At 40.3% G+C, this 23,500-nt stretch carries 24 protein-coding genes; 7 read left to right on the forward strand and 17 right to left on the reverse strand.

Translation table 11 applies throughout. The features are described from left to right. Positions 1 to 142: 142 nt before the first annotated feature. Positions 143 to 562, forward strand: a complete 420-nt coding sequence (gene msrB, locus O1450_RS06235; RefSeq protein ID WP_269230103.1) for a peptide-methionine (R)-S-oxide reductase MsrB — start codon at positions 143 to 145, stop codon at positions 560 to 562. Beyond that, positions 559 to 1,047 (forward strand): glutathione peroxidase, encoded by a 489-nt coding sequence (locus O1450_RS06240; protein ID WP_087536210.1) that lies wholly within the window; start codon positions 559 to 561, stop codon positions 1,045 to 1,047. The genes msrB and O1450_RS06240 overlap by 4 nt, the downstream gene beginning before the upstream one ends. Before the next feature lie 51 nt (positions 1,048 to 1,098). Here the strand turns inward: O1450_RS06240 and O1450_RS06245 are convergent, their stop codons facing one another. The 3 genes from O1450_RS06245 to O1450_RS06255 all read right to left on the reverse strand — a co-directional run bounded on the left by O1450_RS06245 (position 1,099) and on the right by O1450_RS06255 (position 6,054). Further along, the gene (locus O1450_RS06245) at positions 1,099 to 4,248 is read right to left on the reverse strand and encodes an efflux RND transporter permease subunit (RefSeq protein WP_269230104.1); all 3,150 of its coding nucleotides are present in this window, start codon (positions 4,246 to 4,248) and stop codon (positions 1,099 to 1,101) included. Position 4,249: 1 nt separating this feature from the next. Continuing rightward, a complete protein-coding gene (locus tag O1450_RS06250; protein ID WP_269230105.1) occupies positions 4,250 to 5,440 on the reverse strand; it encodes an efflux RND transporter periplasmic adaptor subunit in 1,191 nt (396 codons plus the stop codon). 161 nt (positions 5,441 to 5,601) lie between these two features. Then, a complete protein-coding gene (locus tag O1450_RS06255; RefSeq protein ID WP_004661566.1) occupies positions 5,602 to 6,054 on the reverse strand; it encodes an Lrp/AsnC family transcriptional regulator in 453 nt (150 codons plus the stop codon). 134 nt (positions 6,055 to 6,188) lie between these two features. Between O1450_RS06255 and O1450_RS06260 the strand changes: the two genes are divergently transcribed. Beyond that, positions 6,189 to 6,809 (forward strand): LysE family translocator, encoded by a 621-nt coding sequence (locus O1450_RS06260; RefSeq protein ID WP_269230106.1) that lies wholly within the window; start codon positions 6,189 to 6,191, stop codon positions 6,807 to 6,809. A 50-nt stretch (positions 6,810 to 6,859) separates the two neighbouring features. Here O1450_RS06260 and dapC read toward each other — a convergent pair whose 3' ends face one another. From dapC to O1450_RS06280, 4 genes are all read right to left on the reverse strand, one after another. Further along, complete coding sequence (gene dapC / locus O1450_RS06265; RefSeq protein ID WP_269230107.1) at positions 6,860 to 8,029, reverse strand: succinyldiaminopimelate transaminase; 1,170 nt, start codon at positions 8,027 to 8,029, stop codon at positions 6,860 to 6,862. Positions 8,030 to 8,110: 81 nt separating this feature from the next. Continuing rightward, positions 8,111 to 10,774 carry a [protein-PII] uridylyltransferase gene (gene glnD / locus O1450_RS06270; protein ID WP_269230108.1) on the reverse strand — a complete coding sequence of 888 codons (2,664 nt, stop codon included), beginning with the start codon at positions 10,772 to 10,774 and terminating at the stop codon, positions 8,111 to 8,113. 24 nt (positions 10,775 to 10,798) lie between these two features. Beyond that, entirely contained in the window at positions 10,799 to 12,016 is a 1,218-nt protein-coding gene (gene purT / locus O1450_RS06275; protein ID WP_269230431.1) for a formate-dependent phosphoribosylglycinamide formyltransferase, read from the reverse strand. Positions 12,017 to 12,136: 120 nt separating this feature from the next. Further along, a complete protein-coding gene (locus tag O1450_RS06280) occupies positions 12,137 to 12,526 on the reverse strand; it encodes a tautomerase family protein (RefSeq protein ID WP_269230109.1) in 390 nt (129 codons plus the stop codon). A 194-nt stretch (positions 12,527 to 12,720) separates the two neighbouring features. Here O1450_RS06280 and O1450_RS06285 point away from each other — a divergent pair, with 194 nt between their 5' ends. Further along, the gene (locus O1450_RS06285; protein WP_269230110.1) at positions 12,721 to 13,185 is read left to right on the forward strand and encodes a hypothetical protein; all 465 of its coding nucleotides are present in this window, start codon (positions 12,721 to 12,723) and stop codon (positions 13,183 to 13,185) included. Between the two features lie 55 nt (positions 13,186 to 13,240). Here the strand turns inward: O1450_RS06285 and O1450_RS06290 are convergent, their stop codons facing one another. Continuing rightward, the gene (locus O1450_RS06290) at positions 13,241 to 13,525 is read right to left on the reverse strand and encodes a hypothetical protein (RefSeq protein WP_269230111.1); all 285 of its coding nucleotides are present in this window, start codon (positions 13,523 to 13,525) and stop codon (positions 13,241 to 13,243) included. Between the two features lie 211 nt (positions 13,526 to 13,736). Next, the gene (locus O1450_RS06295; protein ID WP_269230112.1) at positions 13,737 to 14,441 is read right to left on the reverse strand and encodes a Crp/Fnr family transcriptional regulator; all 705 of its coding nucleotides are present in this window, start codon (positions 14,439 to 14,441) and stop codon (positions 13,737 to 13,739) included. A gap of 106 nt (positions 14,442 to 14,547) precedes the next feature. On the opposite strand from O1450_RS06295, the gene O1450_RS06300 reads away from it, so the two are divergent. Beyond that, a complete protein-coding gene (locus tag O1450_RS06300) occupies positions 14,548 to 15,081 on the forward strand; it encodes an Mpo1 family 2-hydroxy fatty acid dioxygenase (protein WP_269230113.1) in 534 nt (177 codons plus the stop codon). A 134-nt stretch (positions 15,082 to 15,215) separates the two neighbouring features. Then, positions 15,216 to 15,791, forward strand: a complete 576-nt coding sequence (locus O1450_RS06305; protein WP_269230114.1) for a hypothetical protein — start codon at positions 15,216 to 15,218, stop codon at positions 15,789 to 15,791. Between the two features lie 28 nt (positions 15,792 to 15,819). Here the strand turns inward: O1450_RS06305 and O1450_RS06310 are convergent, their stop codons facing one another. Continuing rightward, a complete protein-coding gene (locus O1450_RS06310; protein ID WP_269230115.1) occupies positions 15,820 to 15,981 on the reverse strand; it encodes an alpha/beta fold hydrolase in 162 nt (53 codons plus the stop codon). Between the two features lie 61 nt (positions 15,982 to 16,042). Between O1450_RS06310 and O1450_RS06315 the strand changes: the two genes are divergently transcribed. Next, positions 16,043 to 16,231, forward strand: coding sequence for a helix-turn-helix domain-containing protein (locus O1450_RS06315; RefSeq protein WP_269230116.1), 189 nt, complete (start codon positions 16,043 to 16,045; stop codon positions 16,229 to 16,231). Here the strand turns inward: O1450_RS06315 and O1450_RS06320 are convergent. From O1450_RS06320 to O1450_RS06350, 7 genes are all read right to left on the reverse strand, one after another. Further along, complete coding sequence (locus O1450_RS06320) at positions 16,224 to 17,069, reverse strand: GGDEF domain-containing protein (RefSeq protein ID WP_269230117.1); 846 nt, start codon at positions 17,067 to 17,069, stop codon at positions 16,224 to 16,226. The two genes, O1450_RS06315 and O1450_RS06320, sit on opposite strands and share 8 nt — an antisense overlap. 21 nt (positions 17,070 to 17,090) lie before the next feature. Then, positions 17,091 to 18,182, reverse strand: a complete 1,092-nt coding sequence (gene ychF, locus O1450_RS06325) for a redox-regulated ATPase YchF (protein WP_250748766.1) — start codon at positions 18,180 to 18,182, stop codon at positions 17,091 to 17,093. Between the two features lie 99 nt (positions 18,183 to 18,281). Then, the gene (locus O1450_RS06330) at positions 18,282 to 18,941 is read right to left on the reverse strand and encodes a methionine ABC transporter permease (protein WP_269230118.1); all 660 of its coding nucleotides are present in this window, start codon (positions 18,939 to 18,941) and stop codon (positions 18,282 to 18,284) included. Further along, on the reverse strand, positions 18,922 to 19,992 hold the full coding sequence (locus O1450_RS06335) for a methionine ABC transporter ATP-binding protein (protein ID WP_269230119.1): 1,071 nt from the start codon (positions 19,990 to 19,992) through the stop codon (positions 18,922 to 18,924). The genes O1450_RS06330 and O1450_RS06335 overlap by 20 nt, the downstream gene beginning before the upstream one ends. Before the next feature lie 11 nt (positions 19,993 to 20,003). Further along, entirely contained in the window at positions 20,004 to 20,834 is an 831-nt protein-coding gene (locus tag O1450_RS06340; RefSeq protein WP_169111052.1) for a MetQ/NlpA family ABC transporter substrate-binding protein, read from the reverse strand. Positions 20,835 to 20,861: 27 nt separating this feature from the next. Beyond that, positions 20,862 to 22,274 carry an LLM class flavin-dependent oxidoreductase gene (locus O1450_RS06345; RefSeq protein ID WP_269230120.1) on the reverse strand — a complete coding sequence of 471 codons (1,413 nt, stop codon included), beginning with the start codon at positions 22,272 to 22,274 and terminating at the stop codon, positions 20,862 to 20,864. Further along, positions 22,274 to 23,497 (reverse strand): SfnB family sulfur acquisition oxidoreductase, encoded by a 1,224-nt coding sequence (locus O1450_RS06350; RefSeq protein ID WP_269230121.1) that lies wholly within the window; start codon positions 23,495 to 23,497, stop codon positions 22,274 to 22,276. The genes O1450_RS06345 and O1450_RS06350 overlap by 1 nt, the downstream gene beginning before the upstream one ends. Positions 23,498 to 23,500 lie beyond the last annotated feature (3 nt).

Consider the following 23,500-nt stretch of genomic DNA (forward strand, 5'->3'; position numbering starts at 1 on the left):
TTGCTTTCTTTTTGCTATTGAAAATTAATGCTTAAATTTCACTAAATTGTACGTTATGAGACTAGAGTTTTTGTTATGAATGGCGTAAATATAAAACCTGATCATCGAGATATTTTTAACATCAGAATAAAAGGTGTAGGTTATGGGAAAAGTCAATAAAACAGACCGGGAATGGCAAAGAGAACTATCATCAGAAGAATATCGCATTACTCGTCAGAAAGGTACAGAACCAGCATTCACAGGACAATATTGGAATAACAAACAGCATGGTATTTATGTCTGCCGATGTTGTGGTGCAGAACTATTTTCATCTGAAACGAAATACGATAGCGGTTGTGGGTGGCCGAGCTTTTATAGAGCAATTGATAGTGTGGCGATAGAAGAACATGAAGATTTATCGCATGGTATGGTCAGAACGGAAATTGTCTGCCATGATTGCGATGCACATTTGGGTCATGTGTTTGAGGATGGCCCACAGCCGACAGGACTGCGTTATTGCGTGAATTCGGCATCATTACAACTTAAAACAGAAGAAAAGAATGATGAGGAAACCTATCCATGAGTAACATTTATCAGTTTGAAGCTGAATTGTTAGAGGGAGAAACAAAAGCGCTCGCTGATTATAAAGGCAAGGTCATGCTAATTGTAAATACTGCAAGTAAGTGTGGTTTTACGCCACAATTTGCAGGACTTGAAAAGTTGCATGAAAAATATAAAGCTCAAGGCTTAGAAGTTTTAGGGTTCCCTTGTAACCAATTTGGTGGTCAGGATCCCGGCACGAATAAAGAAATTGGCGCATTCTGTCAAAGAAATTATGGTGTAAGTTTTCCAATGTTTGCAAAGGTCGATGTAAAAGGTCCTGAAGCACATGTTATTTTTCGATTTCTAACGCGTGAAGCGAAAGGCATTTTAGGTAGTCGCAATATCAAATGGAACTTCACCAAGTTTCTTGTTGGGCGTAATGGCGAAGTTTTAGGGCGTTATGCTCCAACGACTAAACCAGATGCCTTAGAAGCAGATATTGAAAATGCATTAGCAAAAAAATAATATTGAGCAACAAAGAGACGGTCATTTGACCGTCTTTTTGTTGAATATTGCTTAAGCCTGTTCAATTGATGTGGGCTTTGTTTTTCTAAAGCTGTGTAATTTACGGTTGATATCATCAATGAAGGTATAGACTACAGGAATAACCAATAACGATAAGAAGGTACTGGTAATCAACCCCCCAATAACAGAAATTGCCATTGGCGCACGGAAACTTGGATCTGTTCCGATACCCAACGCAATCGGTAACATACCTGCACCCATTGCTAGAGTTGTCATGATAATTGGGCGTGCTCGCTTATGGCAGGCATCCAACAACGCATTTAATCGAGAATAATCTTTTTCCTTTCTTGCGATAATGGCGTAATCAACCAGTAGAATCGAGTTCTTACTGGCAATCCCCATCAACATAATCAAACCAATGAGACTTGGCATCGAAAAGCTACTTTTTGCTAAAAGCAATAATACGAATGCACCGCCAAGAGATAAAGGTAAAGCGACCAGAATTGTGATCGGTTGTAGGAAGTCTTTGAATAAAAGAACAAGAACAACGTAGATACACAATACACCTGTCAACATTGCTAAACCAAAGCTTGAGAATAACTCTTGCATGACTTCAGCATCACCAATATTGGTACGTTTAACTGTTGGCGGTAGATTTTTCATGGTTGGAAGTTGATCGACTTTAGCAGCAATATCACCCAACGGTTGATTATTCAGCTCGATATTAAAATTGATATTACGCAAACGATTGAAGCGATCAATTTGCGATGGTCCACTTTCAATATTCACATCTGCAATCGTACCTAACATCACAGGGCCGTGGCTGCCTTTGATCATCAAGCGTTTCATTAACTCCTGATCTTGGCGAGCAGCCAAAGGAAGTTTAATGACAACGGGAACTTGACGTTGAGATAAGTTTAATTTTGCTAGATTCTGATCAAAATCACCTGCGGTGGCGATACGCAAAGTTTCAGCAATATCATAGGTGGTCACACCTAAATCTGCGGCTTTGGCAAAATCAGGGCGAATCACCAGTTCAGGACGAATCAATGCTGCACTTGAGGTAATACCTCCGATATTTGGAATCGTTCGTAATTCACGTTCAAGTTGGCGTGCAGTCGACATCAAAGCTTCTGGATCATCGCCTGAAAGTGCAAGTTGATACTGGGTGTTATTTCCTGCTAAACCGACTTGAATACGTGCACCCGGCAATGGCGCTAAACGTTGACGAATCTGATTCTCAATCTCTTGCAAGCTAGCACTTCGATCAGAGCGCTCAGTAATTTGAATGGTTAATGTAGCTTTTCTTGGTTCGCTCGAAGCTCCCCCTGAAAAAGGATCTGTTCCTGCTGCACCACCACCAATGGTTGTATAAATACTCTTGATTTCAGGATGATCTTTAATCAGATTGCGTGCATATTCTGCTGTTTTTAAGGTATCAACAAATTGTGAACCGGGTGCGAGTTCTAGACGAACTTGGGTTTGCCCTGTATCTGGTGGTGGAACGAAACCAGTAGGTAGTAAAGGAATCAGCATCACTGAGCCAACGAAAAAGGCAATTGCCCCAAATAAAGTGACCCAACGATGATTTAAACACCATGTGACTAAACGCATATAGCCACGCATGACACGTCCATCGTTGGCGCGGTCTCTGGCTAATTTTGTTGTGCCATGATCTAATTTTGCTTGGTTGTCTACAGTTTCATCTTGCTTGTCAATTTGACCAATCCACGGTTTTAAAATGTAAGCCGACATCATTGGTGTAAGCAGACGTGCAACTAATAAAGAAGCAAAAATTGCCAATGCAGCCGTCCAACCGAATTGAACAAAGAACTTACCTGCAATTCCACTCATAAACGCTGTTGGTAAAAATACTGCAATTAAGGTGAAGGTGGTTGCAATGACCGCTAGACCAATTTCATCGGCAGCTTCCATAGCGGCTTCATAAGGTGTTTTTCCCATTCGCAGATGCCGAATAATATTTTCAATTTCAACAATTGCATCATCGACTAAGATACCTACAACCAATGACATGGCGAGTAAGGTCACGGTATTTAGGGTAAATCCGAAGTAATACATCCCAATCAGAGCAGGTAATATAGACAGTGGTAGGGCAGTTGCAGCGATAATTGTTGCACGCCAATCACGTAAAAATAGCCAAACCACCAAGATTGCTAAAATTGCCCCTTCATAAAGAAGCGACATTGAACCTTTATAGTTATCTGCAACTGGTTTAACAAAGTTAAAAGCTTCTGTAATTTTAATATCAGGATGTGAGGCTTTTAGTTTCTCTAATGCTTGAGCTACACCTTTTTCAACATCGACTTCACTGGCACCTTTGCTGCGAGTAATTTCAAAACCAATCACAGGTTTACCATTCAATAGCGCAGCAGAGCGTCGTTCTGCAATTCCATCACGAATAGATGCAACTTGATCAAGGCGAATATGGCGACCATCGCTGAGTGCAAGGTCCATTGCGCCAATCTCTGCAGCCGTTTTAACGGTTGCAATAGTACGAATTGATTGTTCGCTGCCCCCAATTTTGGTTTGACCGCCTGAGGCATCTTGCTGAATCAAGCGTAATTGACGGGTAATATCAGTAGCAGTTGCATTCAATGCCAATAATTTTTCAGGGTCAAGTTCAACTTCAACTTGGCGTGTAACACCACCTACACGTGCGACAGCACCGACACCTTTCACCTGTAACATGGCACGGGCAATATCGTAGTCTACAAACCATGACAGTGCTTCTTCATCCATCTTGGGTGATTGAATGGTGTAGGTAAGAATTGGCGAGCCTGACAAATTGATTTTACTGACAATCGGATCGCGTAAATCGGCAGGTAAATCAGAACGAACTTGAGACACTGCATTTCGAACATCATCAACCGCTTCTTGGAGTGGTTTTTCGAGTTGAAATTCTGCTGTAACCGTAACAACACCATCTTGAATATTGGTGTATTGATTTCTCAAACCTTGCAAAGAGGCAATCGAGTTTTCAATTTTACGTGCAACTTCTGTTTCCAGTTGTGGTGGGGCAGCACCCGGTAGCGCTGCGCTTACGGTGACCATCGGAAGTTCAATGTCTGGGAATTGTTGTATTTTCATCCAGTGAAAACATAACAATCCTGCCAAACCAAGCATGATAAACAATAAAATGCCCGGAATTGGATTGCGGATTGACCAAGCAGAGAAATTCATCTTATTTCTCCTGTGTGGTCACAAGCTGTTTGCTGAGAGGTGTGTCAGGAATATCTTTAGCAACAGTGACCAAATCGCCATCCGTTAAGAAACCAGTTCCTGAAGAAACCAATTTTACTTGTGTTGGTAAATCCATAATCTCAACGCGATCACCCAAACGGCGACCTACAGTGACTTTTTGCTGTGTTACACGATTATTGTGATCAACAATAAACACATAAGAAAAACCATCTCGTAGTAATAACCCCGTTTGCGGAATAGTGAGAGCAGATTTTTCACCGAGATCAAATTCACCTTTCACAAACATACCCATACGAACTGCTTGAGTTGTTGGAATATCGACATAAACCAAACCGTAACGAGTTTGTGGATCAATCACAGGTGCTATCATCCGAACTTTGCCTGTGACTGTTGCTTGGGCTGGGTCTGGTGAAATGATGCGTGCAGTCATCCCTTGTTTAAGTTTATATAAATCAGATGAGGTGACTTCAGCGCGCCATTCTAAGCGATGATCTCGAATTAAACGGAAAAGTTCTTGTCCTGTCTGTGCCAAAGAACCAACGGTTGCGGTACGTGCTGAAATAACGCCATTATCAGGTGAAACCACTTGGGTTTGAGCTAGGCGTAATTGATGACTTTCAATTTGAGCTTTGGCTGCATCAAGACGGGCTTGTGCAGTGGCTTGAGAGGTTTGATATTGCGTAGATTCCTGCGCAGAAATCGCCCCTGTATTTTTAAGTTGTTGAATGCGTTTGTTATTGGTGATCGCATCAGCTAACACCGCTTGTGCTTCGGCATAACTTGCCTGAGCTGCGGCGAGGTCAGCACGTATTGTTTCACTGTTAATTTCAGCTAAAACTTGACCGCGTTTTACCTCATCACCAACATTCACATTGACGCGAGTAAGCCGTTGACCTGATAGCTCGCTCCCAATGACGACTTCTTGCCATGCTGCAATGTTTCCATTTGCAGTAAAGCTTTGTTTCCAATTTTGCTGTTCAGGTTGAACTACCGTTACCGTCAGAGCTGCTTTTTGTTCTGCTGAATTTGCCCCTTTGCGCTTTTCCATATTTGCTGAGTTTTTGGCTTTATTTGTTTGCCAAAACATGATTGCGATTATTAGAAAAACAACAATGATCGCTAAAATAAACCAAATTTTTTTCTTAGTTTTCTGGGGAGTTTGAGAAGCCATCTTTCCATAATCGCCAAATATTGATGGCCTAAGTATAGACGAAGATTTCAACAGATGGTCAATAGTAAACTGACAGATGAAAAAATTAATAAAGGGCGAGTTTCAACACAATATAATAGGATACGGCTTATAAAGTAATCACTCGCTATAATTTCAGATTGCTATAAAGGAAGTAAGCGATTAGTCACCACGCTTTTCATTACAATCGTGGAGGTAAGGCGCTGTACATTCGGTAAAGCAGATAGACTGTCGTCATAAAGTTTTTGAAAACTTGCCAGATCTTTGGTCACCACATGCAACAAATAATCAGGATTGCCAAACAGTCGCTGTGCTTGAATCACATTTGCAATTTCACTGACCTTTTCTTCAAAGCTAGACAAAGCCCGCTTATCACCATCTTTTAAAGTCACAAAAATAATTGCCGCAAAATTAAAGCCAATTTGAGACGCTTCAAGGTCGGCATGATAGCCCTTAATGACCCCAGATTCTTCTAAAGCTTTCACTCGGCGATGGCAAGGGGATAGACTTAAGCCTATTCTTTCAGCTAATTCGGTGATAGATAATCGCCCATTTGCTTGTAGTTCAGCAATAATTTTCTTATCAATGCGATCCATTTGGAATAATCTACCTTTTGGGTTTAAAAACAAGCAAACATTTGGAATAACATTTTAAGCATTAAAGCCTATTCTCTCAAATCTATTTTCACCAAATGGTGAAAAATAATAATGATGACGAGTAGGTGTCTGATATGGATCTAAGTGTAATTTTTGCTTTTTGGTGTGTTTCAATTTTATTTGTTTTAACACCGGGTGCAGATTGGGCTTATGCGATTCTAGCTGGCATAAAGGGGCAGTTTGTTATGACAGCGGTGATTGGCTTGGTGTTGGGTCACTTAATCGCTATTTTATGTGTTGCAGCTGGTGTTGGCACTTTGCTTAACCATTATCCTATTCTTTTAAGTACCATGACGATTGCAGGTGCTTGTTACTTATTTTGGATGGGTATAAGTCTATTGATTCGCCCCGTGGTGATTTCAAATGAGACTAAACAAAATCAGTCACTTGAATCTGCTCAATCATGGCTAATTAAGGGAGTGGGGATTAGTGGATTAAACCCTAAAGTGCTGTTGTTATTCTTCGCTTTATTACCTCCATTTATCCATCCCAAAGTCGCACTTTCCCCAACAGCACAAATTATTGTGTTAGGAATGATTCATTTGCTAAGTTGTGCTGTAGTTTATATTTTGGTTGGAATCGCAGCGAAGAAATTATTAAGTACACGACCTCAAGCTGTAAAAATAGTCAGTCGTATTTCGGGGAGCTTAATGATTTTGATTGCCACCATATTGATGATTGGACAGCTTTCATAAGTTGCTGAAGAATCCATGCTTTGACATAGATTCTTCAGATATTTTATTGATTAAAGAATTGCTTTTAGTCGTTTTACCACTTCTTCACACTGTGCTAAATCTGCGACTAGTGCCATCCGAACGTGTCCTTCGCCCGGATTACCTTGTTCGGTATCACGAGATAAATAGCGACCAGGTAACACCTTAATATGGGCTTTTTCCATCAACATTTTTGCAAAAGTTTCATCATTATCAACTTTCAACCAATAATAAAAACCTGCATCAGGTTTTTGTAACGGTAGCAAATGTCCTAACTCTGTTTGGAATAAATCAAATTTAGCACGGTATTGTTGACGATTTTCTTCTACATGTGCCTCATCATTCCATGCCGCAATCGAAGCCAATTGATGTTGAACAGGCATCGCAGCGCCGTGATAGGTACGATATTGCAAATAAGGTTTTAAGAGTGCCGCATCACCTGCAACGAAACCAGAACGCATACCCGGGAGGTTTGAACGTTTAGAAAGGGAATGGAATACGATACAATTTTTATAATCATCACGTCCTATTTCAGCACAAACTTCTAAAAGCCCAATCGGTGCTTCATCAAACCATAACTCTGAATAACATTCATCAGAAGCAATCACAAAACCATATTGATCAGACAGCGCAATCAACTTTTTGAATTGCTCTTTTGATAGTACTGTCCCTGTCGGATTACCCGGTGTGCAAACGAATAATAATGCTGTGTTTTCCCAGACTTCCGCAGGAACGGCATCAAAGTCGCCTAAATAACCATTTTCCTCGGTGCAGTTGATAAAGTAAGGCTTTGCACCTGCCAATAATGCAGCACCTTCATAAATTTGATAGAACGGATTTGGCATCACGATGTACGGTGCATCTTCGCGTTTAATTAAGGCTTGCACAAAAGAAAAGATACCTTCACGTGTACCAGAAACAGGCAAAATATGTTCTTCTGCACTAATATGATTCAGTTTGAAACGATTACTAAGCCATTGTGCAATACTTTGGCGCAGTTCAGGTTGCCCTTTACTATTAGGATAAGTCGACAAATGTGCAAAATTATCAATGATTGCTTGTTTAACGAACTCTGGTGCAGGATGTTTTGGTTCACCAATTGATAATGGAATCAATGGTAAATTGGCAGGTTGCACATCTTTAAAAAGTTGATTTAACTTTTCAAAAGGATAGGGATGCAATAAAGACAAGCTGGAGTTCATTTAAACAATTACCCAAAATAAGCGTTATAAGTCCCCAAAGATACGACATGATCATCATACCCAAGGGGGATTCAGGGGATTTTAAGATGGATTACAAATTTGATTCGATGCTTCATCTAAAGCTGCTTTCAACGTTTCCGCAAAAGCTTTCACCTCTTCATGGGTGAGTAATATACCGTTTTTCTTGGTCACAAAGAAAATATCTTCGGCTCTTTCACCTAGTGTTGCAATTCTTGCTGAGTGAATATCCAAACCTTGGAGCATAAACAATGCCCCAATCCGAGCTAAGAGACCCGGTTGATCGAGTGTTGAGATTTCAACCATATGTTGTTGTAACGTCGGATTCAGTACGATATCCACGGTATTTTGTACATCGAAATGACGTAAATGACGTGGAATGCGGCGTTGCATAATACCCGGATATTGATCTGAATGGCTCAGTGCATCTACAAGCGCAGCTTTCACTTTACGTTCACGATCAGGGTCGGTGAGTAATGTGCCAAAACGATCAAGGACTAAGTAGGTGTCTAAACTAAATGAGGTGGTTGCAGTAATAATTCTTGCATCTTGAACATCAAGATTCATGCGATCTAAGACAGCAACCGTGGTCGCAAATAAGTTCGGTTGATCACGGGTATAAATAAAGATTTGAACGGCGTCATCAGCAGCATTTCGATGTGCGCGTAATAAAACCAAAGGCTCTGGGTTATCGCCATGCTGTAAAATCGCTTGAGTATGCCATGCAATTTCATTGGCTGATTCTTTAACGAAGTATTCATCACCAAGCTCTTGCCAAACTTTTTCGACTTCCGCGAGAGAGAAGTCATTGACCAATAATTCACTGGCAGCAAATTTGGTGTCTTCAATTAACATTTGATAGTCAACAGGACGACCTAAGCCTGAACGAATGACATCTCGCGCATAGGTATACAACTGGCGCATAAGGGAAGCACGCCACGTATTCCAAAGTTTAGGATTGGTGGCATTAATATCAGCGACCGTTAAAGTGTATAGATAGTCCAAATGTTCCATGTCACCGACTTTTTCGGCAAATTCTTTGACTTCATCTGGATCAGAAATATCTTTTTTCTGTGCAGTAAGGGACATGAGTAGATGATTGTTAATCAACCATGCTACAAGTTTACATTCACGTTCAGTAAAACCATGCGTGCGACAGAACTCGATGGCATCTAATGCCCCTAATTCACTATGATCACCGCCACGACCTTTCGCAATATCATGGAAAATTGCTGCCATATAGACAATATCGTGACGCGCAATACGTTGGAATACTGAACTCACCACAGGAAATTCTTTAGCGAATTCAGGTTCTTTAAAGCGACTTAAGTTTCTGAGCAATAATAAGGTGTGTGCATCTACAGTGTAGATATGGAACAGATCGTACTGCATTAATCCTGTAATCTGTCCAAACGAAGGAATGTAGTTCCCTAGTACGCCATAACGTTTCATCGCCACCATCGTGTCATATAAGTGCGGTGAGCGAATAATTGACATGAATAATGCTTGATGTTCTGGATTGTCCCTGAAACGTTGGTCAATCCGTTTTGCTGCGAGCACAAGAAGACGCAAGGTACGGGCACGTATGCCTGTAATTTCTGGTCGATTGGCTAACAGATAGAATAGTTCTAAAATTGCACTCGGCTCTTCAGAAAATACTTTGTGATGCTGAACAGCGAGTTTGCCGTCTACAATTTTAAAGCGGTCATTAATGTCGATAATTTGGCGTTCATAATCAGGCAGACGAGGAGTAATGACTGATTCATTGAAATAGGCAAGTAACATCTCATTCAGCGTTGAAACTTGTTGAGCTGTTCGATAATAACGTTTCATGAATTGTTCAACTGCAAAGTTCACAGGTTGACCTTCTTCGCGAACATAACCAAATTTTGCTGCTATATCTCTTTGATATTCAAATAATAAGCGGTTTTCATCTCGTTTAGCGATACGATGCAAATGGGTTCTAATCTCCCATAAGAAACTTTCAGCTTCTTCCAGTACGCCTAATTCAAATTCAGTAATAAAGCCTAAGTGGACTAAATCATAAATACGATTGACACGGAAGTGACGTTTGGCAATCCAACCAATCTGATTAATATCACGAATACCGCCAGGTGCATTTTTGATATCTGGTTCTAAATTGCTTTCAGTATTATTGTGTTGAGCGTAGCGCTTGGTCTGTTCCACCATTTTGGCATCATAGAACGTTTTATCTGTCCATGTTTGGGCGACAATACGACGTGGCCATTTAGCCAGTTGTTCATTGCCTGTAATTAAACGTGCCTCGATTAAAGTTGAAGCAACAGTTAAATCATTTGCTGCTTGTTCAACACAGTTTTGAATCGTACGAACGCTAATTCCTGGTTTAAAATTACCAACATCCCATAAGGATGAAATAAAAGTTGAGATCAGTTTTTCTTGTTCTTCGCTGATTTCATCTTCAGATAAAATCATAATGTCGGTATCGGAATATGGCAGCATTTCGCGACGGCCATATCCTCCGACCGCAAATAAACCTAATTCAGTTTTATTTAATTCAGCATGATTCCATAAAAAGACTAAGGCCTCATCAATCGAGTTTGAACGAGCCTTAATCACTTCACGAATGGCTTGCCCATTTTCATAACTCTCTTGTAATTGCTTTTCTACATCTGTTCGCCATTGATTAATGGCTTTAATATCTTGATGACTGGTGACATAGTTCAGCAAAGGAGATGTATTGATCATGAAAATGGGTCTACTCAATTTAAGTTAAGAGTTTGTGTGTACGCTCACTTGGTCAGCAGCTTGTTGCGCTAATTTACGTGCTTGGTCTGTTGTTTCAGCGCGTGCTGTTGCAACTCCCATACGGCGACGTTTAAAACCTTCAGGTTTACCAAATAAACGTAAGTCAGTATTCGGATTGGCTAAAGCAAGATTCAAGCCATCAAAGCTGAGGTTATTCGCATCTACACCTGCATAAATCACGGCACTTGCAGCAGTGCTATGGCGAGCTGTATTAACAGGTAAACCTAAAATAGCACGCGCATGCAATTCAAATTCGCTTTGGAATTGAGAAGCTAAAGTTACGAGACCTGTATCATGTGGGCGAGGGGAAACTTCGCTGAACCAAACTTTATCGCCTTTGATAAATAGTTCTACACCAAAGATACCACAGCCACCTAATGCAGTTGTTGCTTTGTGTGCGATACGTTTAGCTTCTTGTAAGGCAGCAGCAGTCATTGGTTGAGGTTGCCAGCTTTCGACATAGTCACCCGCATCTTGACGGTGTCCAATCGGATCACAGAAATGTGTTTCGATTTCGCCAGTCTTAGGATTTTTTGCACGAACTGTTAATAAGGTGATTTCAAAATCAAAATCAATTTGTGATTCGATAATCACTGTACCTTGGTTAACACGACCGCCTTGCATCGCATATTCCCAAGCGGCATCAACTTCATCAAAGCTTTTAACGCGAGACTGACCTTTACCCGATGATGACATCACAGGTTTTACAAAGTTTGGATAACCGATGTCATCACATGCCGCGCGGAAACTTTCTAAAGTACTGGCAAAGCGATAAGCTGATGTTGGTAGACCGAGTTCTTCAGCAGCTAAACGACGAATTCCTTCGCGGTTCATTGTGAGATTGACTGCTTTAGCTGAAGGAATAACGGTTGCTGTTTGGCTTTGTTCAATTTCTACAAGCACTTCAGTTGCAATCGCTTCAATTTCAGGAACAATCAAATTGGGTTGAATTTTTTCAATGAGTTGTTTTAATTCAGTTGGATCAGCCATATTCAAGGTATAAGAAAAATGTGCAACTTGCATGGCTGGTGCATGATCATAACGATCTGCGGCATGAACTTCGACACCTAAGCGTTGTAAAGAAATCACAACTTCTTTACCTAGCTCCCCAGAACCTAACAGTAAAACCTTAAATGCAGAAGATTGAAGTGGAGTTCCAAGAGTGACGCTCATGCGTGTAATCCTATCCTGAGTAATTTGTGGTTAAGCATAGCAGAACTTTTTGATGAATTAAGCTTGCCTGATACAAAAAAACAAGGTTTTGTTAGACAAAAAATATGACTTATCATCGTGTTGATCTGTTTAGACATTGACTTGATAGTTAAGTCGTAAGTCATCTGCATTTTGACCACGGATTCCCCAATTTGATTTTGGGGTTTCAAAAATTGTAATTTCAATATCTTGTGGGGAAATACCACATTGCTGCTGAATATTAGAAAAAATTGATTGAATAAATTGTTTTTTTGCCGAAGTTGTTCGCCCCTCAAACATTGAAATTTCAATAATCAAATATTGTTCACTGCGATCATTTGGATATATAAAATTTTCTGGGGCTAAAGCAATAAAGCGCTGAAATTTTTTTTCTACAGGATAATCGAGGCTTGTAACCAGTGCTTGGTGAATAGCATCTGACAATTGAGTTCTAAATTGTTGAATCGTTTGATGTAGTGCATAAATTTTGATTTGAGACATAAATAAGTTATTCCAAAATTAAGATTAGAAATTTTGATTCACATGATATTTTTATTTCACCACTTTAAATGATATTGGCATTAAATCAATTCTTTAGAGCGTAGATTGTTCTATGGGATAAATAAGTAACAACGATTGTGTATTGTTGCTGAATTGACTAGCATAATGCGCAGATGTTCCATTGGCGATTTTATATGTTTAATACAAAAACTCATGTAGCGACAATAATGTTGTTTAGCAGCCTTTTATTGACTGCATGTGATCATTCAAGCAATCAGCCAGAAAAAAAAGTGGAAATTAAAGCAGCTCCCAAACTTAATAATGATGCAACAAGTTACGCACAAGCTGCTTGGAAGCTCATTAATGAAATTGATCCAATTGTCTACAATAAACAATCTGCTGAGATCGAAGATAAAGTCAGAAAACCATTACGACAACTCAGTACCGATTGGCGAATTAATGTCAAAATGACGGATTCTGTGACTGAAGGAAAATATGCGCTATGCCGTAAAGCATTGACCAGTCTAGATACTTGGGCAAGAGATGTTAAAGATAATGCGAGTTCGTCAACGCAAAAGCAAGCTGACTACGAACGAGACAAGGCACAGTGTAAAGATGCAATTGACAATCCAGCTTTAGGCAATACCTCACCTAAATAAAAAAGCGAGATGATAAATCTCGCTTCAGCTGGTTAAAGCTATCATGAGTTTGGGGTTATGAGGTTTTTCCTGTTTTTGCGGCTTCCTGCTTGATTTGTGTGGTTGATGTTGTTGCTGCTTTTTTAGTATCCGATGACATTTTCATAGTGTCATGTTTCATTGTATCTTTTGCTTTCGTGGTTTCTTTTTGGGTTTTTACGACATTTGCTGCTACGCACTTGCCACCTTTATGATTTGGTCCTGTGCCACCCTGTAATTGAGTTCCTTTCGGGCAAGCAAATGCACTTGCGCTTAATACGGTGAATAATCCTGCTGTTAGAATTGTTGCGACTTTTTTCATAATTGTCATCTGAATCAGGTAAGCGATAGTGCTTAGGATTAATTTAGACGAGTTTTTAACAACAAAGCAAAATGATTTTGTGAATAATTTAAACTGAAGTGTAGTGTTTTATAGCGAGAGTTTATCTTTTAATTTATGTTTAAGGTTAAGCGGGTATTGCATAATAGATGATCTAATTTTCTAAATAAGATCATACTATCGCCGTAACACTTTATTGCTTTAGATAACCGACAGCAGCGACTTTCTTTAACTTTTCAATATCAATCACCTCAATTTTTTTAAAACCAAGTTGGATGATTCCTTGTTTTTCAAATAGATTTAATTCTTGATTAACGGTTTGTCTTGAGATTGTTAGCATATTGGCAAGTTGATCTTGTGAAATTTGAATATTGAAATCTTTGATACAAGAGCGATTGCCATAGCCTTCAAGTATAAATAATAAACGTTGTGCAAGACGCTGGCTGATACTTTGAGTCTGAATTGCAATTTGTTCTAAAAAGACATAACGGAGTTTTTGACTGGTAAGCAAAGCAAAGTAATACCAGTAATAGGGATTTTGCAGTAGAAATGCTTTAAGTGATTGTGCTGGAATTTGTAAAACGACACTTTTCTTGAGTGCAATAGCATCATGAGAGCGTGGTTGCTGGTCAATAAGAGAAATTTCTCCAAACCACATGATAGGTTCAGCAATTGCAGCAATCGCCTCATTCCCATTCACATCGATGTATCCCAAACTAATCGATCCTTCAAGCACACCATAAACACCATCAAAAAGGTCTTGAGCATGAAATACGGCAGCATTTTTTTCTATGTTATATTTTTTTCCATGCTTGATGATGAAGTTTTGAAATGGTAAATCTAGGTGACTGAACCAAGCATTTTGATGTAAATGTTTAATATAAATTGCATCTAACACAACATTTCCTTTGTTAAAAATAAATCCATTTGTCAGCTACATGACAATTTCACATATTCATTTCTTATAGATTAACAGCATAAACTAAATATATGAGGAATGAGCAATGACAAATTTGGAACGACAACTCAGTCAGTATGCTGCTTACCATTTAGATCGAAATAATATTATGACCCATTTTGTGGGGATTCCTTTAATTGTTTTCTCAATCTTATGTTTAACTGCGCGAGCAGGCATCGAGATATCAGGTTTTCCTATGACATTGGCAATGCTGCTCATTGTTTTAAGTAGTATTTATTATCTTACACTCGATAAGCTATTTGGCACTTTAATGCTGCTTTTGTTGGTATTGGCTTATCCTTTTTCAGTAAAAATTGCAGCTTTATCTATGTGGAGTTGGTTAGGTGCTAGCATTGGTATTTTTGTTGTAGGCTGGGTCTTTCAGTTTGTAGGACATTATTTTGAAAAGAAAAAACCAGCATTCGTTGATGATCTGATTGGTTTGGCAATTGGCCCATTGTTCGTTTTAGCTGAGTTCGTATTCTTACTGGGTTTCCGTAAACCATTACATCAGCGTATTTTGAAAGAAGCTGAAAGCAAACGTGCCGCGATGGATATGAAAGTCCAAACTGCATCTTAAGCCCTAGATGATTTTAAAAGAGCCGAGATCATTTAGATTTCGGTTTTTTTATTGCAATAAATAGATCATTTAAAATGTGCGATCGGCTTGTTATGCTGAATGGCCTTTAACCCAAGATTTATATTTAAAAGCAAATGACAGGACTTTACGAATATTGGTCATTACCGCACAAGTTAAGCATTAAATGTCCATCATGTCAGCGCAAAGCGAATTTTGAATTTGCTCGATTTGCCAAGATTCAGCTCAAAAAAGACATCGAGTATTTTCAGCAACATTCAGATTTTGAATATCAGCGTTTTCAAGATAGCTGTGGTGGTTATTGGAATGCTGCTTTTTACTATCCTAATTTATCAGTTGATCTTCAGCAGATTCGCGATTTACCTGAGACTTATGATCTACAAAAATGGTCTGTGCCTTACTCTGCAATGAATAAAGGCGGAGTGGTGTGTGAATCTTGTGGTTGTCGTCAAAAACATGAACTGAATTGGCCAAATGATGCCTATTATGTGGTGATGTATAGACAACAAGCGCTATGGGCATTTCATCGTGAAGCGGCGATAGATCTCTATGATTATTTAAAAGAAGATTTACGTGATCATAAAAAATATCGCCACTCTTTCTTTTTGTTGCATATCCCGACAATTTTTAAACAGAAGAAGGCAAGAGCGCATGTAACCAAACAATTACAGAATTTATTAAAAAATCAGTAAGACTAGATGACTGATTTTTAGTGTCATTTTAGGCGTAGAGTGCAACAAATTCCTTTATGATTTGAACAATCAGTTGCGGTTTTTCTCGATGGGGAACATGCCCGCACGCTTCAATCAAATGTAATTCTGCATCCGCATAATGAGCTAATCGTTCAGGTTGCGCTAAGCTGCCATGTGCTGCGGAAAACAAGATTGCCGATCTGGCCCAGCAATTTAATTTTAGTGAGCGGAATTTAAAACGGCGTTTTCAATTGGCGACGCAGATTTCTCTCAATCAATATTTGCAACAGGTGAGAGTTGATAAAGCCAAGAAGTTATTATTAATCACAGATATGACTATTCAGCAAATTGCTTATGAAGTGGGCTATGAAAATGTGAGTTTCTTTATTCGAATATTTAAAAAGATCACAGCTTGTACACCGACGCAATGGGTCAAATAAATGATTGAATCGTGGTTTGTGATTTACCTAAAGATTTTGATTGATACATGAGCTGATCTGCTGTCTTGGTTGCATCTTCTAGGTTTTCTGGCAATTCAGATAAAATGGCTAAACCCATACTAAAATCGACGCCATATGTTTGATTTAAGCCACTTTCTGCAAATGATGTTCGTAAGTGATGATCACAAAGATATGCTTGGGTTTCATCAATATCTAATAAAATAATTGCGAATTCATCACCGCCTAAACGGGCAACAATGTCTGAAGAACGACATGATTTTTTTAGAACTTGTGAAAATTGCAATAAAACTTCGTCACCACGATGATGTCCATGAGTATCATTCACTGCTTTAAAACCATCGAGATCAATAATTCCAACGGCGAATAACGACTGTTTACGAAAATTTAATTTACGCAAAATACGATATTCAATATCGAGAGCACGGCTATTATCGAGAGAGGTGAGCTGATCTTTCATTGCTAAATTTTTCATTTCTTGCCAGTTTCTTCTAACATTTATGAGCAAGAAAGCAACGATTGAGAACAAGCCTAGACGAACGATTGTATTCCAAAGGGGAATGATAGGGTTTGAATACAGATGACCTGCATTAATATCAGCAAATAACCATGTAATTGCTGATATTAAAATTGTAACTACGGTAACTTTAGCATGGTCGTACCATGCTGCAATTGAAACAGGCAGTAAATAGAACACCGAGAACGAATACTCATAACCTGTCGCCAAGTCAATCATACCAAGTACAGCAGTGATGAGCAGAATCAACAACCGCCGTATCATTGGATTATGCGCAAATAATCGTCCTAGGGTTTTTTCCATAGTGCCTTTATATTGAAATAATTACACGTTAAAACGGAAGTGTAATACATCGCCGTCTTGAACGACGTAAGTTTTACCTTCTAGACGCCATTTACCTGCTTCTTTGGCACCGCTTTCACCGTTGTATTGAATAAAGTCATCATAAGCAACACATTCAGCACGGATAAAGCCTTTTTCGAAGTCAGTATGAATCACACCAGCCGCTTGTGGCGCAGTCGCACCGACTTTAACTGTCCAAGCACGAACTTCTTGTACACCTGCAGTGAAGTAAGTTTGTAAGCCAAGTAAGCTATAACCTGCACGAATTACCACGTTTAGACCAGGTTCTTCCATGCCCATCGCTTCAAGGAATTCAGCGCGATCTTCATCTTCAAGTAATGAAATCTCAGCTTCGATTTGGTTGCAAAGCGGTACAACGATTGCATTTTCTTCAGCAGCAAGTTTTTTTACTGCTTCAAGATGTGGGTTGTTTTCAAAACCATCTTCTGCAACGTTGGCAATATACATGGTCGGTTTTAGTGTCATTAAACCAAAACCACGAACAGCTTTGCGTTCGTCATCAGAAAGGTCAGCGGCACGCGCTGGTTTACCTTCGTCAAGCAAAGGTTGGATTTTTTCTAAAGCTGCTTTGGTTGCAATCGCATCTTTGTCGCCTCCTTTCGCTGCTTTAGTTAAGCGTAACAGGGCTTTTGCAACCGTATCAAGATCAGCAAGTGCAAGTTCAGTATTGATGGTTGCGATGTCATCTAATGGGTCAATTTTACCATTTACGTGAATCACGTTTTCATCTTCGAAACAACGAACCACGTGTGCAATTGCATCTGTTTCACGGATATTGGCAAGGAATTGGTTACCCAAACCTTCACCTTTTGAAGCACCAGCAACCAAACCTGCGATATCAACGAATTCCATCGTAGTTGGAATAACACGTTGCGGTTTAACAATTGCTGTAAGCTTGTCTAAACGTGGATCTGGAACAGGGACAATGCCTGTGTTTGGTTCAATGGTACAGAACGGAAAGTTTTCAGCAGCAATCGCTGCCTTTGTTAATGCATTAAATAATGTAGATTTACCTACGTTTGGCAGACCAACAATACCGCAATTAAAACCCATGAAACCACTCACAAATGTGTTATTTAAAAATTGTTGCTGATTTTACATGAAAGCCATGACAAAGTCAGGTCATGGCTAGAGTGGATTTTTATTTCAAGCTTAAACTTTGCGTTTATCGAGCTGTTTGGCAATATTATCGCCTGTGGTTTGTACCAACATCACCAAGACAATCAGCACTAAAATTACCGCCAGCATGACTTGCATATCAAAACGTTGATAGCCGTAACGATAGGCAATATCACCGAGTCCACCTGCACCAATGGCACCTGCAATGGCAGAGGAACTGATCATGGTCACAATGGTCACGGTAAAACCTGCAACTATCCCTGGCAAGGCTTCAGGGAGTAACACATGCCAAAGAATCTGTTTACGATTACAGCCCATGGCTTGCGCTGCTTCAATCAACCCTTGATCGACTTCACGTAGGCTGACTTCGGCAATACGGGCGAAGAATGGAATAGCGGCGATGGTTAAGGGCACAATCGCAGCCAAGACCCCATAACTGGTGCCAACGATCCAACGGGTAAATGGAATCAATGCCACCATTAAAATTAGAAAGGGTACGGATCGAGTGATGTTAATCACCCAGCCCAAAGGCTGATTAATTTTCTTGGATGGGTAAATCCCAAAATCTGCGGTACTGACCAGAATCAAGGCAATCGGCAGACCAATCAAAAAGGCGAGAATCGCAGAAACACCGACCATGATTAAAGTATCGGTCGTACCTGTCAGTAGCAGATCAATGAGTTGATTGTACATAACCGATCACCTCAAGTTGTGTTATTGCAGGATGTTTTGCAAATTGGGCCCTGTTCAGATCAAAGTCGAGATTACGAATCCCGATGATCAAGGAGCCGATGGTACGTTGCTGAATGCTATCAATTTGACTGTGATAAATCTGAACTGGGCTATTAAAGCCATCCAATAGTTCATATAAATCAGGCACCGATTTCGATTCACTGACATATTTCAGTTTTAAAATCTGATGCGTACTCTCAGGCAGAATAGTTGGGCTCAGTTTAAAGGGTAAATTTACTTGTTCAAAGTTGAGTAATTCCTGCGTGATCTGTTGTTGCGGATTGGAAAATACCGACCAGACTTGCCCTGACTCGATAATCTCACCATGATCAATCACGATCACCTGATCGCAAATTTCTTGAATGACCTGCATCTCATGCGTGATCAAGACAATGGTTAAACCGAGGTCTCGGTTAATCTGTTTTAATAAGGACAGAATATTGGCGGTACTTTCAGGGTCTAGTGCTGAGGTGGCTTCATCACAGAGCAGGATCTCGGGTTGAGAAACCAAGGCCCGTGCGATCCCAACACGTTGTTTCTGTCCACCTGAGAGTTGAGCAGGGTAATCATTTCGCTTTGCTTCTAAGCCAACCAATGTCAGTACATCACCGACCCGTTGTTCAATCTCAGCCTTGTCATAACCCGCAACACGGAGTGGTAAAGCCACATTTTCCCACACCGTTTTGGCAGACATCAAATTAAAATGCTGAAAAATCATGCCAATTTTCTGCCGGGTCTTGATCAATTCGGCATGGTTGAGTTCAGCAATATTTTGTTGATGAATCAGGATGCTGCCAGTATCAATCGACTCTAAGCCATTTAAGGTGCGGAGTAGGGATGATTTACCAGCGCCACTTTTCCCGATAATCCCAACAATCTGTGCTTTGGGAATATCAATATTAATGTCTTTTAAAGCATGTAAGCGTTGGCCCTGTACATCATAAAACTTATTTAAACCGCGTATTTTCAGATGCGGGACTGAAAAATCGACCTGTGAACCAAAACTCACCATGATTGTTCTCCTTATTTCCAACCTGGGAACCACAACGTTGGACCGAAATCGCTATCCAAGGCTGCTTTAACTTTTGCTGAGTTTTGATAAATCTCGACAAATTTCTGTAGCTTGTTGTCTTTGTCCTGATAATCATCACGAACCACAAATAAAATCGCATAACGTTTATTGGTATTGTCATCAAACAATAAGGCACTTTCAGGATCAGCCGTCTTAGCTAAACGTAAGTAATGAGGATAGCCAAAAGCGAGATCAACATCATCAATGGCACGTGCAGTTTGTGGGCCTTCAACTTCAGTAAATTTCAGGTTTTTCGGATTTGCGGTGATGTCTTTCAGTGCTGAAAGGTGATTATTACTGTCTTTCAATTCAATCAACTTGGCTTGTTGTAATAGTAATAAAGCACGTCCTTGATTAACGGGGTCATTTGGAATAGCCACCGTTGCACCATTCGGGAGTTCATCAAAACTTTTATATTTTTTTGAATACAGTCCGACATGCGATGCTGCACCTGCAGCAAATGACTTTAATTTAAAGCCAGTTTCTTTAATCGCATTATCTAAAAAGGGCTGATGCTGGAAAAAGTTAGCATCGATATCACCATGATTCAAAGTGATGTTAGGCGTATTCCAATCGGAAAACTCGACCAATTTGACATTCAAACCTTGCTGTTTGGCTTCATCCGCTGCAACTTGCAATGGATGGGCAAAAGAAGGACTGATCCCAATCACCAGTTCACTGCTATGGTTCTGTCTTTGTTTATTCCAAATCAATAAGGCAATAATCGCAACAACGACGACAAGGCCAATACCAAGCCATTTTTTAGAGGCTGTTTGAGCCATATATTTCTCCAATTCTTTTCTTAAATGTTAAGCACTAATTTCTTCAATTATTTTTAGGTCATCTGCGTTGTTATGTGGTCTACATCGGAACTGATCAGCAGGATGGCTTGCAGCTAAATGATCGCCTTGAGCAAACAGTTTGTTCCGCAGTGAGCCCGTTGCATATTCAGTTTTATAACGTCCACGTTGCTGTAACTCCGGAATCACCAATCGAATAAAATCATGGTGTGATTCAGGGGCAACCGTGCGAGTCAGGTTAAAACCATCAATGCCAGTTTGATCGAGTAGCTCAATCAAATATTTCGCAACTTCAGCACCACCGCCAACAATGAGCGGATAACGTCCACCCAGAATATGTTGGGCTTTTAAGTCATTCTTGCTGATGCGCTGTTCTTTAAACTTCTCATTGACGGAAGCAATGCTATTACTCTTTTGATAAGGAATCGCTTCATCATCTGCAAACTTGGCAAGATCAATTCCGACTGAACTGGCATAATGTGCTAAACCTGCTTCAGGGCTGGCATATTGGCGGTATTCAGCCAGTTTTTGCTGGGCGAGTTCATGTGTTTCAGCCACAACCACAGTAATGCCGACAAAGATTTTAATCGCATCTTCATCTCGACCTTGTTGCTGTGCTTGTAGTCGTATTTTATTAACTTGCTGACGAATCTTTTCTGGCTGATCACCGCCAATAAAAATACATTCGGCATGACGCGTTGCAAATTGTAGTCCCTTCGGTGAAGCCCCTGCTTGGAAGAGTGTTGGCGTACGTTGAACCGAAGGTGCAACTTGAAACACACCTTGGCTTTGGTAATATTGCCCTTGATGATTGATGGAGTGGACTTTATTGGGATCAGTAAAAATGCGTTGTTGCTTATCTTTCTTTAAGGCATCATTTTCCCAAGAGCCTTCCCAATATTTATAGCAAAGCTGTAGAAATTCTTCGGCCTGATCATAACGGGCATCATGGTCTTTTAAGCCTTTTTGTCCAATTAAGCGTTCGGCACTATCCAGATAACCTGTGACAATATTCCAACCCAAACGACCTTGGGTTAAATGATCCAGACTGGCAAAGCGCCGTGCAAATTGATAGGGCTGTTCATAACTTAGATTGACGGTCACGCCAAAACTCAAATTCTGCGTAACCAAAGCCATCGCCGAAATCAGGGTGGAAGGATCATGGCTAGGTAACTGAATCGATTCTTTCAGGGTGAGATCGATGCCATTTTGATAGACATCATAAACACCTGTAATATCTGCAAGGAATAAGCCATCAAACAAACCTTGTTCCAGAGTCTGTGCCAATTCGGTCCAATAACTCAGCTCATTAAAGCGATGTGATTGATCCCGCGGATGCGTCCATAAGCCATGATTGATATGACCGACACAGTTCATATCAAAGGCATTTAACAAGATTTTTTTAGCAGCCGTTTGACTCATTACAAAGTCCCCCGACGTGGAGGCAGAATGCCATTCAACACATAATTACCGATAAAGTAATATTTCCAGCGTGCAGCATCATGCAAGGTATGTACCCGTGCATTACGCCAATGACGATCAAGACCATCAGCACGTTGACTGCCACGACTACCCGCCAACTCAATCAATTTCGATGATGCCTTTAATGCAGTTTCAGTACTATGCGCACGTACTTTTGCCACATCAATTGAAGCCTTGGCTAAGCTTTCAGCGTTGAGATTCTGTTTGGCGGCATCTACAGACTTGGCGGCCTGTTTAAGTAAAAGTTCACTGGCTTTGACATCGGTTGCTACACGACCCAACTCAGATAGGGTTAAGGGGTCTTGAGTGGCCGATTCAATATTGGCATCAATCCAAGGGCGGGCAACACGCACACGCTCCAGTGTTTCGTCAAATGCAGCACGAGCAATCCCGACTTCAATGGCAGCATGCATGATTTGAGCAAATGGCCCCACCAAAGATAGCTGCTTAAAGGCAGTATCAAAAGGAATCACATCCTCTTTGGCAACAAAGACCTGATTAAATTTGACTGTACCACTGCCCGTAGTCCGTTGCCCAAAGCCAGACCAGTCATCAATCAATTCTAGTCCTTGGCTATCTTTTTGTACAAAGGCTAAAAACTCATTGCCCGTTTCATCAGCCACTAAGGTTGGAATACGATGGGCGAATAGGCTACCCGTGCAGTAAAACTTTTCTCCTTGAATCAGATAACCGTTTTCGCTTGGGATTAAGGTGCTTTGTTTATGTGCAGAAGTGCGGGTTTTAAATTCCGCCAGCGCATTACCAAAGCGTGCACCTTGTAACACTTCTTGATAGAGGCGTTTCTTTTGCGCTTCCGTACCAGTATTGCGTAATACTTCCAATGCATAAAAATGGTTTTGCGGAATCTGACCGATTGAACCATCTGCACCACTAAACAACGCAATCACTTTAGCGACGGTGAGGCTGGAAACCTCTGCACCACCATATTGCTTAGGTACCGTAATTGCCCATAAACCTGACTGGCTATAGGCTTCGATTTCTGTAAAAGGTAAGTTTCGATTGGCATCGCGTTCAACCGCAGCTTGTTTAAACTTTTGACTGAGCTGGGTTGCAATTTCTAGGGCTTCGGCGTCGCTTTGAATAATATGTGCCGCTTTCAGATGGGCTTTGGCAAAACCTTGTAATTCTTGATATGAAGTCATGAC

Origin of the sequence: Acinetobacter sp. TR11, from assembly GCF_027105035.1 — a bacterium.
Classification (GTDB): Bacteria; Pseudomonadota; Gammaproteobacteria; order Pseudomonadales; family Moraxellaceae; genus Acinetobacter.

Excerpts from the sequence above, each read along its gene's own strand:
- msrB (WP_269230103.1), top strand. The coding sequence starts at position 143 with ATGGGAAAAGTCAATAAAACAGACCGGGAATGGCAAAGAGAACTATCA.
- O1450_RS06240 (WP_087536210.1), top strand. The coding sequence starts at position 559 with ATGAGTAACATTTATCAGTTTGAAGCTGAATTGTTAGAGGGAGAAACA.
- O1450_RS06245 (WP_269230104.1), bottom strand. The coding sequence starts at position 4,248 with ATGAATTTCTCTGCTTGGTCAATCCGCAATCCAATTCCGGGCATTTTA.
- O1450_RS06250 (WP_269230105.1), bottom strand. The coding sequence starts at position 5,440 with ATGGCTTCTCAAACTCCCCAGAAAACTAAGAAAAAAATTTGGTTTATT.
- O1450_RS06255 (WP_004661566.1), bottom strand. The coding sequence starts at position 6,054 with ATGGATCGCATTGATAAGAAAATTATTGCTGAACTACAAGCAAATGGG.
- O1450_RS06260 (WP_269230106.1), top strand. The coding sequence starts at position 6,189 with ATGGATCTAAGTGTAATTTTTGCTTTTTGGTGTGTTTCAATTTTATTT.
- dapC (WP_269230107.1), bottom strand. The coding sequence starts at position 8,029 with ATGAACTCCAGCTTGTCTTTATTGCATCCCTATCCTTTTGAAAAGTTA.
- glnD (WP_269230108.1), bottom strand. The coding sequence starts at position 10,774 with ATGATCAATACATCTCCTTTGCTGAACTATGTCACCAGTCATCAAGAT.
- O1450_RS06280 (WP_269230109.1), bottom strand. The coding sequence starts at position 12,526 with ATGTCTCAAATCAAAATTTATGCACTACATCAAACGATTCAACAATTT.
- O1450_RS06285 (WP_269230110.1), top strand. The coding sequence starts at position 12,721 with ATGTTTAATACAAAAACTCATGTAGCGACAATAATGTTGTTTAGCAGC.
- O1450_RS06290 (WP_269230111.1), bottom strand. The coding sequence starts at position 13,525 with ATGAAAAAAGTCGCAACAATTCTAACAGCAGGATTATTCACCGTATTA.
- O1450_RS06300 (WP_269230113.1), top strand. The coding sequence starts at position 14,548 with ATGACAAATTTGGAACGACAACTCAGTCAGTATGCTGCTTACCATTTA.
- O1450_RS06305 (WP_269230114.1), top strand. The coding sequence starts at position 15,216 with ATGACAGGACTTTACGAATATTGGTCATTACCGCACAAGTTAAGCATT.
- O1450_RS06320 (WP_269230117.1), bottom strand. The coding sequence starts at position 17,069 with ATGGAAAAAACCCTAGGACGATTATTTGCGCATAATCCAATGATACGG.
- ychF (WP_250748766.1), bottom strand. The coding sequence starts at position 18,182 with ATGGGTTTTAATTGCGGTATTGTTGGTCTGCCAAACGTAGGTAAATCT.
- O1450_RS06330 (WP_269230118.1), bottom strand. The coding sequence starts at position 18,941 with ATGTACAATCAACTCATTGATCTGCTACTGACAGGTACGACCGATACT.
- O1450_RS06335 (WP_269230119.1), bottom strand. The coding sequence starts at position 19,992 with ATGGTGAGTTTTGGTTCACAGGTCGATTTTTCAGTCCCGCATCTGAAA.
- O1450_RS06340 (WP_169111052.1), bottom strand. The coding sequence starts at position 20,834 with ATGGCTCAAACAGCCTCTAAAAAATGGCTTGGTATTGGCCTTGTCGTC.
- O1450_RS06345 (WP_269230120.1), bottom strand. The coding sequence starts at position 22,274 with ATGAGTCAAACGGCTGCTAAAAAAATCTTGTTAAATGCCTTTGATATG.
- O1450_RS06350 (WP_269230121.1), bottom strand. The coding sequence starts at position 23,497 with ATGACTTCATATCAAGAATTACAAGGTTTTGCCAAAGCCCATCTGAAA.